Annotated in this window: 16 protein-coding genes; 14 read left to right on the plus strand and 2 right to left on the minus strand. The window is 58.0% G+C overall.

The annotated features are described in order from the left end of the window. Nucleotides 1-55 precede the first annotated feature (55 nt). Nucleotides 56-955, minus strand: a complete 900-nt coding sequence (locus Q7U39_07505; protein ID MDO9117785.1) for a P-loop NTPase — start codon at nucleotides 953-955, stop codon at nucleotides 56-58. A 202-nt stretch (nucleotides 956-1,157) separates the two neighbouring features. Between Q7U39_07505 and Q7U39_07510 the strand changes: the two genes are divergently transcribed. The 9 genes from Q7U39_07510 (at nucleotide 1,158) to Q7U39_07550 (ending at nucleotide 10,002) form a co-directional block, all read left to right on the plus strand. After that, complete coding sequence (locus Q7U39_07510) at nucleotides 1,158-1,367, plus strand: helix-turn-helix domain-containing protein (GenBank protein MDO9117786.1); 210 nt, start codon at nucleotides 1,158-1,160, stop codon at nucleotides 1,365-1,367. Nucleotides 1,368-1,479: 112 nt separating this feature from the next. Beyond that, nucleotides 1,480-2,343, plus strand: coding sequence for a protein-glutamate O-methyltransferase CheR (locus Q7U39_07515; GenBank protein ID MDO9117787.1), 864 nt, complete (start codon nucleotides 1,480-1,482; stop codon nucleotides 2,341-2,343). An 18-nt stretch (nucleotides 2,344-2,361) separates the two neighbouring features. Next, nucleotides 2,362-2,742 (plus strand): chemotaxis response regulator CheY, encoded by a 381-nt coding sequence (cheY, locus tag Q7U39_07520; GenBank protein ID MDO9117788.1) that lies wholly within the window; start codon nucleotides 2,362-2,364, stop codon nucleotides 2,740-2,742. A gap of 14 nt (nucleotides 2,743-2,756) precedes the next feature. Next, on the plus strand, nucleotides 2,757-3,395 hold the full coding sequence (locus Q7U39_07525; GenBank protein MDO9117789.1) for a protein phosphatase CheZ: 639 nt from the start codon (nucleotides 2,757-2,759) through the stop codon (nucleotides 3,393-3,395). Between the two features lie 108 nt (nucleotides 3,396-3,503). Beyond that, nucleotides 3,504-5,384 (plus strand): chemotaxis protein CheA, encoded by a 1,881-nt coding sequence (locus tag Q7U39_07530; GenBank protein ID MDO9117790.1) that lies wholly within the window; start codon nucleotides 3,504-3,506, stop codon nucleotides 5,382-5,384. Between the two features lie 33 nt (nucleotides 5,385-5,417). After that, the gene (locus Q7U39_07535) at nucleotides 5,418-6,371 is read left to right on the plus strand and encodes a chemotaxis protein (protein MDO9117791.1); all 954 of its coding nucleotides are present in this window, start codon (nucleotides 5,418-5,420) and stop codon (nucleotides 6,369-6,371) included. Nucleotides 6,372-6,421: 50 nt separating this feature from the next. After that, nucleotides 6,422-7,492: a chemotaxis response regulator protein-glutamate methylesterase gene (locus tag Q7U39_07540; GenBank protein ID MDO9117792.1), complete on the plus strand. Its 1,071-nt coding sequence runs from the start codon at nucleotides 6,422-6,424 to the stop codon at nucleotides 7,490-7,492. 230 nt (nucleotides 7,493-7,722) lie between these two features. Next, complete coding sequence (locus tag Q7U39_07545; GenBank protein MDO9117793.1) at nucleotides 7,723-9,408, plus strand: methyl-accepting chemotaxis protein; 1,686 nt, start codon at nucleotides 7,723-7,725, stop codon at nucleotides 9,406-9,408. A 66-nt stretch (nucleotides 9,409-9,474) separates the two neighbouring features. Further along, nucleotides 9,475-10,002: a chemotaxis protein CheW gene (locus Q7U39_07550; protein MDO9117794.1), complete on the plus strand. Its 528-nt coding sequence runs from the start codon at nucleotides 9,475-9,477 to the stop codon at nucleotides 10,000-10,002. 2 nt (nucleotides 10,003-10,004) lie between these two features. Here the strand turns inward: Q7U39_07550 and Q7U39_07555 are convergent, their stop codons facing one another. Further along, nucleotides 10,005-10,241, minus strand: coding sequence for a hypothetical protein (locus Q7U39_07555; protein MDO9117795.1), 237 nt, complete (start codon nucleotides 10,239-10,241; stop codon nucleotides 10,005-10,007). 131 nt (nucleotides 10,242-10,372) lie between these two features. Between Q7U39_07555 and Q7U39_07560 the strand changes: the two genes are divergently transcribed. From Q7U39_07560 to Q7U39_07580, 5 genes are all read left to right on the plus strand, one after another. Further along, a complete protein-coding gene (locus Q7U39_07560) occupies nucleotides 10,373-11,143 on the plus strand; it encodes a flagellar motor protein (GenBank protein MDO9117796.1) in 771 nt (256 codons plus the stop codon). A 68-nt stretch (nucleotides 11,144-11,211) separates the two neighbouring features. Next, complete coding sequence (locus tag Q7U39_07565) at nucleotides 11,212-12,030, plus strand: flagellar motor protein MotB (GenBank protein MDO9117797.1); 819 nt, start codon at nucleotides 11,212-11,214, stop codon at nucleotides 12,028-12,030. Between the two features lie 111 nt (nucleotides 12,031-12,141). Continuing rightward, complete coding sequence (locus tag Q7U39_07570; GenBank protein MDO9117798.1) at nucleotides 12,142-12,411, plus strand: STAS domain-containing protein; 270 nt, start codon at nucleotides 12,142-12,144, stop codon at nucleotides 12,409-12,411. Then, complete coding sequence (locus tag Q7U39_07575) at nucleotides 12,411-13,508, plus strand: methyl-accepting chemotaxis protein (GenBank protein ID MDO9117799.1); 1,098 nt, start codon at nucleotides 12,411-12,413, stop codon at nucleotides 13,506-13,508. The genes Q7U39_07570 and Q7U39_07575 overlap by 1 nt, the downstream gene beginning before the upstream one ends. Before the next feature lie 65 nt (nucleotides 13,509-13,573). Next, on the plus strand, nucleotides 13,574-13,945 hold the full coding sequence (locus Q7U39_07580; GenBank protein MDO9117800.1) for a response regulator: 372 nt from the start codon (nucleotides 13,574-13,576) through the stop codon (nucleotides 13,943-13,945). The last annotated feature ends 59 nt before the right edge of the window (nucleotides 13,946-14,004 follow it).

Genomic DNA, 14,004 nt, shown 5'->3' on the forward strand with positions numbered 1-14,004 from the left:
CGTTCGTTCCTCACCCTCGGCATTCCCACACGAAAATACATTCGCCAATTGGAGTTTAAGCGGCTTTCGCTGGAGAACCAGTAATCCGTTGTAGCAGAGTGTCGGCGATGTGTCCAAGCGCCACCGCGGCCGGAGCCGCCGGTTCCAGCTCGGTGACCGGCAGATAACTGCGCACAGCCCGTTCCATGGCAGGGTCGTCTGGAATTTCTCCCAGGAGCGTCAGGTCACCACCGACATACTCCTTCAAGAGCTTCCGAAGCTGCAACACATTCACCCGCGAGCGGCCGGCGACGCGATTGAGGATCAGAGCCGGTTGAAACGTACGCAGCGAGGTCTCGGCGATCCCACGTCCCGCTTCATCCGTCTTTCCCGCCACATCCAAGACTTCTTCAACGCTGCAGAAGTCCCGGTCAGACAGCGCTTCCGCCATCGCGTCACGGGCAAGAAACGAGGACAGCACGCGGCGGATGGCCGCCAGTTTGATGAAGCGATAGAGGTCCAAGACCGAGGTAGGGTCCGGCGTGGCCACGGCGACGTGGTAATCGGCCATGAGGAAGAAATCCAGGGCATGGTAGCTGGTCCCGGCGCCGATATCTGCAACGATGATGTCGGTGTCCAACTCCTGAAAGTTCCGGATGAGGCGCTTTTTCTTCGAGTAGGACATATTGGCCGTGGCCAACGTGTCACCGGTGCCAGGAATAATGCGCAGATTCTTATGGACGGAGAGCGGTTGGGCAATCTCGATGAGCGTCGGCACACGGCGATTGAGAAAATCCGTCAGGGTGAGCGGCGGATTCAAAAGACCGAAGAGAATGTGGCTATCCGCTCCCCCCACATCGAGGTCGGCCAACACCACCCGTTGCCCGCGCTTGGCCAATAAAAGAGCGAGGTTGGCCGACACCACACTCTTACCGACGCCGCCCTTTCCCGACGCGATCGAGATGATCGTGGCCATTGCGCAAAGTTCCTGATGGTTAGCGGTGAATATCGAGTACTTCATCGGTTGAAGCCTCTTCAAACCTGAGCACCACTCGTTCCTGAATCGCATTGATCACTCAAACCGACAACACCGAGAGCCCCCCTGTGTTATTCGGCGTGAGTGCCCGCTCAAGTTTTCTATCGAGCACACCGATAACCCACTCACTATGAATAATCCTATGACCGCATCAACCGTGACACAGGCAAACACAACGGATGGCGAGATCATGACGGTCCAGGAAGTGGCGCGGTTTCTCCGCGTACCCAAGTCCACCGTCTATAAGCTCGCGCGTGTCGGCGAATTGCCGGCCTCGAAGATCGGGAAGCACTGGCGCTTTCTGCGACGCGACATCCATGACTGGATGCATAGCCGTTCACAAGCCGCGTAACGCAGTTCGCGGCGGAGAACGGCTGAGAACAACCTCCGACAGTCGAGGTGCGCCCCAGAGCGGGGAATACCACGACTAACGCGCAACACCCGCACGCGGGTAAGGGAGTCTCATGGGCAGTCCTGTCACAAAAGCGGAAGCAGAACAGAGCAAACGCGGCATGGATGCCGAGACGTTCAAGCTGCTGCGGGAGTTTATCTACGAGCAGACGGGGATCACCTTTCAGGAGAATCAGAAGTATCTCCTGGAAAGTCGCCTGGCTTCGCGTCTCAAGGAACACAAGCTCACGACCTATGCCGACTACGTCAACTATCTCCGCTTTGATACCTATCGTGACCGAGAGCTCGTCTCCCTCTATGGCCTGATCACGACGAACGAGACCTATTTCTATCGGGATCAACCACAGCTCGACTCTTTCATCAAGACCGTCATCCCGGCCGTCATGGAAGCCAACAAGGCGTCCCGCCAGATCCGGATCTGGAGCGCCGCCTGTTCATCGGGAGATGAGCCCTACACGCTGGCCCTCATGTTGTCGGACTACGCGCCCCTGGTGAACTGGAATATTGAAATCCTGGCCACCGACATCAGCGAACCGATTCTGAAACTGGCCAAGGCCGGTGTCTATACCGCCCATGCCTTGCGTCACGTTCCCCCGCACCTCAAGACCAGACACTTCAATGCGCAAGGGGAGAATTTTGCCATTTCCTCGACGATCAAGAGTCGGGTGAAGTTCATGAATCTGAATCTCTACGATCGCCCACGCTTGAAACTGGTACGCGGCATCGACATCGTCTTCTGCCGGAACTGTCTGATCTATTTCGATGAGAAAGCAAAACATCAAATTGCGACTGATCTCGCCGGCGCGTTGAAGCCCAACGGCTATCTGATCATCGGCTTTTCGGAGTCCCTGACGAAAATGAGTGATGTACTTCGATCGCAACACGTCGGCCGAGCCGTCGTCTATCAAAAACTGTAAGCCGCAAGAGGAGGACCCATGCCAGCAGATCTCAACATGAAGATTCTCGTCGTCGATGACATGTCGACCATGCGCCGTATTGTCAAAAACATTCTCAAGCAACTCGGCTTTTCCAATATGGAAGAAGCCGAAAACGGGCAGGAAGCCCTTCAGAAGCTGCGGACTGAGCCGTTCGGCTTTGTCGTGTCGGATTGGAACATGCCGGTCATGCCCGGCATCGAAATGCTCCGCGCCATTCGCGCCGACGAGAAGCTGAAACACATCCCCGTGCTTATGGTGACGGCCGAAGCGCAGAAAGAGAACCTCATCGAAGCCATCCAGGCTGGCGTGAACAACTATGTCGTCAAGCCGTTCACCGCGGAAACCATGCAGGAGAAGATCAACAAGATCTTCAAATAGGAAGGATCGGACTCATGATTTCACGAGCCAACGTGAATGCCAGCGCTCCCGCAAAGACTCTAGACGACGACATCGAGCCCGAGAATGCCGAGACCGCACTCTATGAGAAGCTCGGAGAACTGACCCGGTTCATCGACAAGACCATCAAGACGATTTCGCAATTCAGCGCCCCGATGAGCGCCACGACCGAGCAGCTGCCTGATGCGACCACGCATTTGCGCGATTTGCGCAAGTTGACGGAAGAAGGCACGCATAAAGTCATGCAGCAGGTCGAAACCGTCGAGGACAACCGCAAGCGGGTCTTCGCCCAAATGGACGCCCTCGCCCAGCACCTGACCGGAGACGACGCGGCGGCGCTGGCCTCCATCCGCACCGGATTAAAGAAGGACGATAAGCCGCTGATCGACATCATCACCGCGCTGTCGTTTCAGGACCTGGTCGCCCAACGCGTCAACAAGTTGGTGACGATTGTGGAAGAAGTCGAGCACAAACTGCTCGAACTGGTGGTGGTCTTCGGCCCCTACACGAAGGGCGCAGGAAAAGATGAGGCCGGAAAGGCCGCGGAAATGCTCAAACAGTTGGAAGCGTCGAAAAAGACGTCCATGAACCAGGATGTCGCGGACGAGATTTTGAAGCAGTTCGGATTTAATTAGCCGGGTGAAGCGTGATGTGTGATGGGTGGGAACGGCATGACCTCGGAATCGGATCTTACCCATCACTGATCACCCATCACGCATCACTGTATTTCACCGGAGGGTGCCATGGACGATGAAACGCAGGAAATACTCAACGACTTTCTGACCGAAACGACGGAGATGATCGACGGACTCGATCAGAAATTCGTCGAGCTCGAAGCGCAGCCGGAGAATAAAGATCTTCTCAACGAGATCTTCCGGGCCATGCACAGCATGAAGGGCTCGGCCGGCTTTCTAGGCTTCACTCATCTCGTCGATGTCACCCATCGGGCCGAAAGTATTCTGAATAAACTCCGGCAGGGGGAGATGGCCGTCGTTCCGGAAATCATCACGGTGATTCTTGAAACCGTCGATACCGTCAAGCTCATCATGACCGAGATTCGGACGTCCGGGACCGACGTGAAGATTCCCGTCGAGACGATGTCCCAGAAACTCGACGACATTCTCGCAGGGAAGTTCAGCGAGGCGGCGGCCGCTCCGAAGCCTCCGGTCGCTCCGGCACCGGCGGCCGCCCAGCCCCAGGAACCTCCGCAACCGGCCGCGCCGCCGCCCCAGTTGGGAGAAATTCTCGTCACCGAAGGTCTGGCGACCAAAGAGCAGGTGTTCGATGCCCTGACGGAGCAATCCAAACAGCCGGATCCCAAACAGCCGCTCGGAGAATTGCTTATCCAAGCGAAAGCGATCTCCGAGAAAGCGCTCGATCAGGCGTTGCAGAAGCAAGAGAAGCATCCCAAGGCCGAAGAGGATGCCACGATCCGCGTGGAAACGAAACGGCTCGACTCCGTCATGAATCTCGTCGGTGAATTGGTCCTCGGAAGAAATCGCCTGATCAAAATCGGCGGGATACTGGAACAGACACACGAAACGGATCCTCAGGTCCGGGCGCTCAGCGAAACACTCACCCAGCTGAATCTGGTGACGACAGACCTGCAACTTGCCGTCATGAAGACCCGCATGCTGCCGATCAAGAAAGTCATGGCCAAGCTGCCCCGCATGGTCCGGGACCTGTCGTCGAAACTCGGCAAGCAGGTGCGGCTGGAGACGCACGGAGAAGAGACCGAACTCGATAAGTCCGTGGCCGATGAAATCGGCGATCCGCTGGTCCACCTCGTGCGGAATGCCATCGACCACGGCATCGAAATGCCGACCGAACGGCATGCCGCCAGAAAACCCAGCGAGGGCGTCTTGCGTATTGCCGCAAGTCAGGAGGGCAACAGCATCGTCATTCGCATCCAGGACGACGGAAAAGGCATCGCGCTCAGCAAGATTAAAGCCAAGGCCTTGCAGAAGGGACTCATCAGCGAGGCGGAGCTGGCGACCATGGAACCACGGGAAGTCGTCAACTTGATCTTCCTGCCGGGCTTCAGCACGGCTGAGAAAGTCACGGATGTCTCCGGTCGCGGCGTCGGCATGGATGTCGTCCGAACCAATATCCGCAAGATGAACGGCACCGTCGAAATCGAGTCTGAAGAAGGCAAGGGGAGCCTCATCACGATCAAGCTGCCGCTGACCATCGCCATTATTCAAGCCTTGATGGTGGAAGTCGAACGGGCGACGTTTGCCATTCCCCTCAGCTCCGTCATCGAAGCCGTCCGGATTTCCAAGGATGAGATCAAGACCATCAACGGACGGGAAGTGTTGCATTTACGGGATCGCGTGCTGCCGCTGCTCCGGCTGGCCAAGGAGTTTGACATTCCCACAGACACGGATCGGGACCGCTTCTACGTGGTGGTCGCCGCGCTCGGGGATCGGCGCATCGGCGTCGTCGTCGATGAATTGCGGTCGCAGGAAGAAGTCGTCATTAAATCCATTTGGGAGTACTTGGACAGCATCAAAGGTATTTCCGGCGCCACGATCACCGGCGAAGGAAAGGTCGTCCTCATCCTGGATATTTCAGAACTCGTGGAAAACGCGCAAGCCTGGCATGCCTCCGCCATGGTGGCCTAGGACAACGGGTAGGGGCCGTAAAGGAGTTTGCTGATGTCTACGCTGATCAATGAAATCGACGCACGGACGAGACTGGCGGGTGCCAATCAGATGGAGCTGCTCTTGTTCCATCTGGGCACCGGTGAAGTCTTCGGCATTAACGTGTTCAAAGTCCGCGAGGTCATGAAGTTGCCGCCCCTGACCAGAGTGCCGGAAGCCGACGGCCGCGTCCTGGGCATGGCCAATATCCGAGGGACCATGGTGCCGGTCATCGCCCTGAGACGAGCCCTCGGCTTGGGCGAACAGGAAGTGGATCTGATGAAGCCCGAGTGCAAGGAAAACGGCATCCTGATCATCACCGAATACAACGCCAGCTTGCAGGCCTTCCATGTCGCGGCGGTTGATCGCATCATCCGGACCTCCTGGTCCAAGATCAAAACACCGCCGGCGCTCGTCCGAGAAAATAACAAAGGGGCCGTCACCGCCGTCACCATGCTCGACGACAGCCGCATGGTGTTGATCCTGGATGTTGAGAAAGTGCTGAGCGATATCTGCCCTCGCCCGGACGAGGAAGTGTATGCCGGCCTGGCTGAGCGCCCCGAATTGAAGACGAAATGCGTCCTGTTTGCCGACGATTCCTCCGTCGCCAGGACCCAGATCCGCAAAGCCCTGGAAAAGTTGGGCGTCGCCTACATTCAAACGACGACCGGCAAGGAAGCCTGGGATTACCTCACGGAACTCGCCGAGGAGGCGGTGAATCAGGGCCTGCCGCAAGTCAATCGGATTCAACTGATCCTCAGCGACATTGAAATGCCGGACATGGATGGATTCACCCTGACCAAGCACATTCGCTCCGATCCGAGACTGGCCCATCTTCCCGTCGTGCTGCACTCGTCTTTGACGGGCAGCTGCAATCAGGAAAAAGGGGCGCAAGTCGGGGCGACGGATTACGTCACAAAATTCGATCCGAAAGAATTTTCCAGCAAACTGATGCGCTACATCCTGTAGCCGAGGGGACTCGTCGTTGAGCGGTGCGTGGGGGAAGGACGGAACCGTTTATGGCCAAGACAATCCAAGTGCTCGTCGTCGATGACTCGACGTTCATGAGAAAGAGTCTGTCGGCAATGATGACCAGCGATCCTCGCATCGCCGTCGCAGGCTTGGCCCGAAACGGGGAGGAAGCGATTCAGCAGGTCAAGACATTGAAGCCGGACGTCGTGACCATGGACGTCGAAATGCCCGGCATGAACGGGATTGAAGCGGTCAGGCGCATCATGGCGGAATGTCCGGTCCCCATCATCATGGTGAGTTCGCTCACGACGGAAGGCGCCAACGATACGCTGAAAGCCTTGGAGTACGGGGCCGTTGACTTCATCTCCAAGCAATTGGACGGCGTGGCCACCAATATCGTCGAAATCGAACGGGCCCTGGTAGCAAAGATCGTGGGCGCCAGCCAGGCGACCGGCAAGCTGGCCATCAGGCGAAGCAGCGGCCCGATGGCCACGATCGTCAAGCCAGCCGGTGGGGCCTTGTCGGCGCATTCCATCAGCGTCACCCGCGGCAATCGCATCGTGGCGATCGGCTGCTCGACGGGGGGCCCGCAGGCTCTCATGGAAATCCTGCCGATGCTACCCGCTGATTTTCCCGCAGGCATCGTCATCGTGCAACACATGCCCAAATCGTTTACCAAACCCTTTGCCGATCGCATGAATCAGATTTGTCCGTTGGAAGTCAAAGAAGCGGTCGACGGGGATGAGGTGAAAGCCGGCCGCGTCCTCATCGCCCCCGGAGGGGTCCAATTTCGCGTCAAGAAGAAATCCATCACCACCAATGTGGTGTCGCTGAGCCCGAACTATGAAAAGCATCTGCATGCGCCGGCCGCCGACATCATGCTGCAGTCGGTCGCGGCCCTGTATGGAGAGCGCGGCATCGGCGTCATTCTCACCGGCATGGGCCATGACGGGCTTGAAGGGATGAAGGCCATCAAGGCCTCGAAAGGCCGTACGATCGTGCAGGATGAAAACACCTGCATCGTCTATGGCATGCCGAAGGCGGTCGTGGAAGCGGGCTGTGCGGATAAAGTCGTCCCGTTGCCGCATATCGTCGGCGAAGTGTTGAACATGGTCTAAATGAGAGAGGATCCATCGAACCCTGCCCAGCAGGCCTGGTTCGATCCCTCTGTCCGCGAGGTGTTGACTATGGCCTAGCAGTACAGGATCAGGCGAAGGGTGCCGATAAGGTAGTGACCACTCCTACCTCACCGGCGAGGTGTTGAACATGCCGTACGGCATGAGACGAGTGAGAAAGAAATGACAGGGCACGCACTCACTTCATTCACAAGCAGCAGGTAGGAGGACCTATGAACCAGCTGGTTAAGAATATGAACATCGGGCCCAAATTCGTGACCGCCATCTGTCTCGTGGCTGTGGCTATTATGGCAGGTGGCTATGTCATTCTCAGCCGCCAGGCCGACGCCAATCTGGACGAACTGTTGACCCAGCGGCTCAAGCAGATCGAGGCCGTGGTGCAGACGTCCCGTGCCTACATCGCGACCAACTACGTCGCGAAAATCAAGAAGAGCAAAGTCGGCAGCGAGATCATCACTTCGAAAGACCATGCCAATGACCCCAATGCCATTCCATTCCCTGCCACAGCCGCACGGGAAATCGGCGAAGAGTTGATGAAGAGCGGGACGATGAATTTCCGATACATTTCGCAGAGCCCACTCAATTCAAACAATCTTCCGAAAGACGGCTTTGAAACGGAGGCCCTAAAAGCTCTTGCGTCTGGAACCGACAGCTATAGCCGCCGTGAAGACATGAACGGCGCCCTGACGTTTCGTCGGGCCATATCCGACAAGGCTACGTCGGCTGCCTGCATCTCCTGCCACACCGACAAACAGGTAGGGGATACCCTGGGCGCACTGGTCATCAACAGCCGGATGTCCATTGCGAAAGATAACTCAGACAAGGCCTTAATGAATACCGTCGGTCTGATGGCCGGAATGGTCCTGCTGATCGTCGGACTGACCTATGCGCTCCTCCGCGCGATTGTGTTGAAGCCGATTCATGAGATGGCTGCCATCTCCAAAGACATCGCCCAGGGTGAAGGAGACCTGACGAAACGGGTGCCGGTGCATGGCACGGACGAGATCGCCACGCTCGGCGGTTATTTCAATCAGTTCATTGAAAAGCTGCAAGGGATGATCAGCAAGGTGGCGCATGTGACCGACAAGGTCGCCTCTGCCTCCGTCGAACTCTCCGCAACCGCGGAGGAAATCTCCAAGGGCACCGACACGCTCACGTCGCGCGCCTCGCAGACCGCCGCGGCGGTCGAAGAGATGAACGCGACGGTCAGCCAGGTGGCGCAGAACTCAGGGAAAGCGGCGACGCTCGCCCAGGAGACGGTCAAGACCGCCAAGGACGGCGGCTCGGTGGTCTCCGACACCATCTCGGGCATGCAACAGCTCTCGGATGCCGTATCCAGCTCGGCGACCATCATTGCGGAACTCGGCAAGTCGTCCGATCAGATCGGCGAAATCGTCCGGGTCATCGAAGACATTGCCGACCAGACCAACTTGCTGGCCTTGAACGCGGCCATCGAAGCGGCCCGGGCAGGCGAACAGGGACGGGGATTCGCGGTCGTCGCCGACGAAGTCAGAAAGCTGGCCGAACGGACGACGAAAGCCACGAAGGAAATCGGCGACATGATCCGCCAGATCCAACAGGATACCCGAGGGGCGGTCGAGTCGATGCAGCAGGGGACCGTGAAGGTGACCAGCGGCGTGGACCTCGTCAACCGGACCGGCGAAGCGCTCTCCCGCATCGTCGAAATGGTCTCCGAGAGCGCCGACATGATCCGGCAGATCGCGGTCGCCTCCGAAGAACAATCGGTCGCGACCCAGCAGATCGCGAACGATATCGAAAACGTCGCGAAGGTCACCAAGGAATCGGCGTCCGGCGCCAACGAATCGGCGAAGGCCAGTCATGACCTGAGCCAGTTGGCCACCGAACTCCAAGGCATTGTCGGGTCCTTCAAGCTCTAAGAACTCCGGCGCGCGCCGCCGTCGGCGCGCGCCGGACCGAGCGACCCGCAACACAAGGAGAGACTGATGATTGTCGAAGAGAAAACGCCGGGCCAGGTTCAGCAGGGAGCCGGGCCCAGCGGCACCGGCAAAGGCGGGGACGACCTGGTGCAATTCGTCACCTGCCGGATTGCCCAGGAAGAATTCGCGCTCGATGTACTCAGTGTGCAGGAAATCAACCGCATGGTCGAAGTCACGCGCGTCCCCAAAGCGCCGTACTTCGTCGAAGGGGTCATCAACCTCCGCGGGCGAATCATCCCGGTGCTGGATCTCCGCCGGCGGTTCGGTCTCTCGACCGTCGAACGGACGGACAACTCACGCATCATGGTGGTGCTGGTCCGACAGCGGATGGTCGGCCTCATCGTCGATGAAGTGGTGGAAGTCCTGCGGCTGCCCAAAGTCATGATCGAACCGCCCCCCTCCGTCGGCAATTCAGCCGGCGCAGAATTTACCCAGGGGGTCGGGCGGATCGATGACCGGCTGCTGATCGTGCTGGACCTGAATCGGCTGCTCCTGCCGAGCGAGCAGGCGGCCATGGAGGCGGCCACACACTAGAGTTATGCGAGGGGACCGTTCTGAGGATTCTCCGGAGGGGGCTGGCGATGTGTTTCAAGCACCCGTTCGAGCAAGGTCAGAGAATCCGTCAACAGATCCGAGGCACAATGCATCGTGGTCTGGAACTGTTGCATCGCCTCCGCCCACTTGCCTTCCTTCTGGAGCGCCTGAAACCGGCGATGCTGTTCCTCCAGAATGGCTTGCTTGGCATCGAGCATCAAACTGTCGGACGAATCCATGCGCAGACTCCTTCTGTTGGGTAGCGCACCCTAACAGAGGCGGAATTCTCGGCGCAATAGTTCAAAAGTAGGCATCAGGCATCACATGAGGGCTCTCGCACAAGCCTTCGCATTGTAAGGAATATGTCTTCGTGGATATCGCGACAATACTTGGAATCGTACTCTCGATCGGATCGATTATCGGCGGGCAGGCGCTGGAGGGCGGTCACCTCAGCTCCATCATGCAACTCACGGCCTTCATTATCGTGGCCGGAGGCACGATCGGGGCCTGCTGCGTGCAAAATCCGCTGTCGGTCGTGCTCAAGTCCTTGGGATCGCTCGACATGGTGTTCGGCAACACCCCCATCGATACCAAGGGCACGATCAAGTTGATTCTGGATTTGGCCAATGTCTCGCGCAAACAGGGACTGCTGGCGCTGGAAGGCAAACTCAAGGACATCAAGGATCCGTTCTTCAAGAAGGGCGTGCAGCTCATCGTGGACGGAACCGATCCGAAAGCCGTGCACGAAATTCTGGAAATCGAAGTCGAGCATCACGAAGAAGCCGGCGTGAAAGCCGCCAAAGTGTGGGAGGCCGCCGGCGGTTATGCTCCGACCGTCGGCATCTTGGGCGCGGTCTTGGGACTGATCCACGTGATGGAAAACCTGGCCGATCCGTCCAAGCTGGGCGGCGGCATCGCGGTGGCCTTCGTGGCCACGGTATACGGCGTCGGCCTCGCCAACCTCTTTTTTCTGCCCTTCGCGAACAAGATCAAGATGAAGCTGAAGGAAGAGTCCGGGGCGCGCAACATCATCATCATGGGACTCGTCGGCCTGGCCCAAGGCGAGAATCCCCGGCTGCTCCAGGAAAAGCTGGAAAGCTTCCTGCCCCACGAGGAACGAACGAAGGAGACGAAGAAGTGAAGCGTATCTCGTCCTGAACTCGGACGCTTCACGTTTCACGTTTCACGCTTCACCCTTCACGGATTTAAATGGCCAAACACAAACACGAAGAACACGAGAACCATGAACGCTGGCTGGTATCTTACGCCGACTTCATCACATTGCTGTTTGCCTTCTTCGTTGTGATGTATTCCGTCTCCTCCGTCAATGAGGGCAAATATCGCACGGTCAGCGAATCCATCAAGGCGGCGTTAAATCCTCTGGCTACGCCTACGGCCTCCTCAATGGCCTTTACCCTCGGGCAGCAGCGGCCCACGTTGATGACCCAGAATCTTCCTGGCAACAAAGAAGTCGCCATCAGAAAGATGCGCGAGCTGGTCAAAAACATGAAGGCGAACTCCCAATTCGACTTCATGCAGCTCCAAGAAAAGTTGAACGGGGACATCGTCATCACCATTCCGGATCAAGTCCTCTTTAATAGCGGAGAAGCCGCCGTTCGCCCCGAAGCCTTGCCCTTTCTTCAGGGACTCTCCCAAGCCATGATCGAGCTCAACCGGCACGTGCGCGTCGAAGGGCATACGGACAATGTGCCGATTCGCACCACGCTGTTTCCGTCGAATTGGGAATTGTCGGCCACCCGCGCCGTCATCGTGGTCCGGGTCTTATCGGAACTCTATTCGGTGCCGGCTGAGCACCTGGCGGCGCTCGGCTATGCCGACTCCCGGCCGCTCGTCGAGAACCTCACGCTCGAACAGCGCGCCAAAAACCGCCGGGTTGAAGTGGTGATCCTCGAACATGCGCCGGTCCGGCCGGAGCAGCAAGACAATGCATTCCCCTCTGCGCCGTTGGATGACATGCCGGCAGAACTCCAGTCCCCAGGGTCAAGCAGTACCCCCTCGACGAATTAATCGCAGATATTCTTCACAACGAACTCAAGATCGCGCACACCGCGCCGATATGGTAGTGCTTCGATAGATAGTGAGGGATACGGACGTTTTGGATTCACGACAGGAGACTCGATGACTGACCCTTTGCTTCTTGCCCCCAGCGGCGACCTGACGATATTTGAAATCAGCGACTTCAAAACCCAATTGCAGGCGGGCTTGAAACAAGGCCAGGGCATCACCGTCGATCTTGGAGAAACAGGAACCGTGGATGCATCCGCGCTCCAGCTGCTCATCGCGGCCAGTCTCCACGAGTCGGTGCAACTCATCAATGTGCCAGCTCGCGTCACAGAACGGTTCGTACAGATGGGATGGACGCGACCGAAAGGACAAGGGCTCACGTGATGTGGAACGAAGTCGCGTTCGCTGCGATGGGAGTCGTCTGTGGCGCCCTGGGGATGGCCGGGTATTGCCGGCGCCGCCTGGCTATCCGGCTCGCGGAAGAAACGGCGCGCCTCGAAGCGACGCAGGCGAAGACCAGCACGCGCTACCAATCCGCCGTGTGTGCCACGCTGGCGCCGCTCGTGCCGATCATGAACGGCCAGTTGCAGGGCGTAATCGCGCAGAGCGAACAGGCGATCCTCGACTTGGGCCAACGCTTTCAAGAGATCGCCCATCGGGCCAAGGAACAGGCCAACGAATCCGCCGCGCTCTTTTCGAACGGAGACGAGGACAACGTAGACGTCGTGGGGGAAACCTCCAAGATGCTCGACCAATTTGTCAGGGACGTGGCGCAATCCTCGACCATCGCCATGAGTGTGTCCACGACGATGGACAAGATGGATTCCAGCACCAAGGCCATCAGCGGTATTCTCGGCGAGATCACCTTTATAGCCGACCAGACCCGGTTACTGGCTCTGAATGCCGCCATCGAAGCAGCCCGAGCCGGGGAGCATGGACGGGGCTTTGCCGTAGTGGCAGACGAAGTCACGAAGCTGGCGAACCGTTCTGGGCAAGCCGCGATCAATATCAAGAAGCTCGTCATGGATGTGCAGCGAGAAAGCCAGCAGGCGATGACCGAGGTCGAGGAACTTGCGTCCATCGACCTCACCAAGACCTTGGCCTCAAAGGAAAAACTCGATCATATGACGAAGACCCTCACGGAAAAGAACGACGCCCTGCGCTCGAATGTCGGCAACACGCAGCTCAGCGCCGAACGGTTAGGCCAGGATATCGCCGCTATCGTCATGGCCCTGCAGTTCCAGGATAGCGCCCGACAGAAGCTCGAGCATGTCATCGAGCCTTTAAAAGTGTTGCAGGAGGATCTCCTTGCAGCCACCCGCGGGGTGGCTCCCGAGTCGTTCAACGGGACGACGGAGTATGTGCACAAGCTCCAGCAGAGCTACACCATGCGGGAGGAACGTCAGGTGCATTCCACGAACCTGGGCACCGATCAGGGCGCCGCCCAGCAGCCGGCCCATGAGGATATCGTGTTGTTTTAGGCAGTCATGCGCAGGGATACCGCGTCGCACGGAAACCGATAACGCCACACCGGGTGGAGGATGACATGGGAAAGACAGTGTTGATCGTAGACGACTCATCGACCATGAGGCAAATGGTCGCCTATACCTTGAAAGGGGCGGGATATGAGATCGTCGAGGCTGGCAACGGCAAGGAAGCCGTCGGCAAGTTGAACGGCGGCGCCAAACCCGCCCTGGTCGTCACCGACCTCAATATGCCCGAGATGGACGGCATTACCCTGATCCAAGAGATTCGGAAGATGCCGGCCTTCAAATTCACGCCGATCTTGATGCTCACCACCGAGTCGGCCGATGACAAGAAGAAGGCGGGACAGGCCGCCGGCGCAACCGGCTGGATCGTCAAACCGTTCAATCCCGAACAAATGCTGAAAGTCGTCCAAAAGGTATTGCCCACATAAAAGCCATCAGCGGTCAGCCGTCAGCTAAGAGATCATCCGATCCGGCTGAGAGCTGAAGA

Source organism: Nitrospira sp. (assembly GCA_030653545.1).
GTDB lineage: Bacteria > Nitrospirota > Nitrospiria > Nitrospirales > Nitrospiraceae > Nitrospira_D.

What these genes read in the sequence shown, in the direction of transcription:
- Q7U39_07505 (MDO9117785.1), bottom strand. Translation starts at nt 955, where the DNA reads ATGGCCACGATCATCTCGATCGCGTCGGGAAAGGGCGGCGTCGGTAAG.
- Q7U39_07510 (MDO9117786.1), top strand. Translation starts at nt 1,158, where the DNA reads ATGACCGCATCAACCGTGACACAGGCAAACACAACGGATGGCGAGATC.
- Q7U39_07515 (MDO9117787.1), top strand. Translation starts at nt 1,480, where the DNA reads ATGGGCAGTCCTGTCACAAAAGCGGAAGCAGAACAGAGCAAACGCGGC.
- cheY (MDO9117788.1), top strand. Translation starts at nt 2,362, where the DNA reads ATGCCAGCAGATCTCAACATGAAGATTCTCGTCGTCGATGACATGTCG.
- Q7U39_07525 (MDO9117789.1), top strand. Translation starts at nt 2,757, where the DNA reads ATGATTTCACGAGCCAACGTGAATGCCAGCGCTCCCGCAAAGACTCTA.
- Q7U39_07530 (MDO9117790.1), top strand. Translation starts at nt 3,504, where the DNA reads ATGGACGATGAAACGCAGGAAATACTCAACGACTTTCTGACCGAAACG.
- Q7U39_07535 (MDO9117791.1), top strand. Translation starts at nt 5,418, where the DNA reads ATGTCTACGCTGATCAATGAAATCGACGCACGGACGAGACTGGCGGGT.
- Q7U39_07540 (MDO9117792.1), top strand. Translation starts at nt 6,422, where the DNA reads ATGGCCAAGACAATCCAAGTGCTCGTCGTCGATGACTCGACGTTCATG.
- Q7U39_07545 (MDO9117793.1), top strand. Translation starts at nt 7,723, where the DNA reads ATGAACCAGCTGGTTAAGAATATGAACATCGGGCCCAAATTCGTGACC.
- Q7U39_07550 (MDO9117794.1), top strand. Translation starts at nt 9,475, where the DNA reads ATGATTGTCGAAGAGAAAACGCCGGGCCAGGTTCAGCAGGGAGCCGGG.
- Q7U39_07555 (MDO9117795.1), bottom strand. Translation starts at nt 10,241, where the DNA reads ATGGATTCGTCCGACAGTTTGATGCTCGATGCCAAGCAAGCCATTCTG.
- Q7U39_07565 (MDO9117797.1), top strand. Translation starts at nt 11,212, where the DNA reads ATGGCCAAACACAAACACGAAGAACACGAGAACCATGAACGCTGGCTG.
- Q7U39_07570 (MDO9117798.1), top strand. Translation starts at nt 12,142, where the DNA reads ATGACTGACCCTTTGCTTCTTGCCCCCAGCGGCGACCTGACGATATTT.
- Q7U39_07575 (MDO9117799.1), top strand. Translation starts at nt 12,411, where the DNA reads ATGTGGAACGAAGTCGCGTTCGCTGCGATGGGAGTCGTCTGTGGCGCC.
- Q7U39_07580 (MDO9117800.1), top strand. Translation starts at nt 13,574, where the DNA reads ATGGGAAAGACAGTGTTGATCGTAGACGACTCATCGACCATGAGGCAA.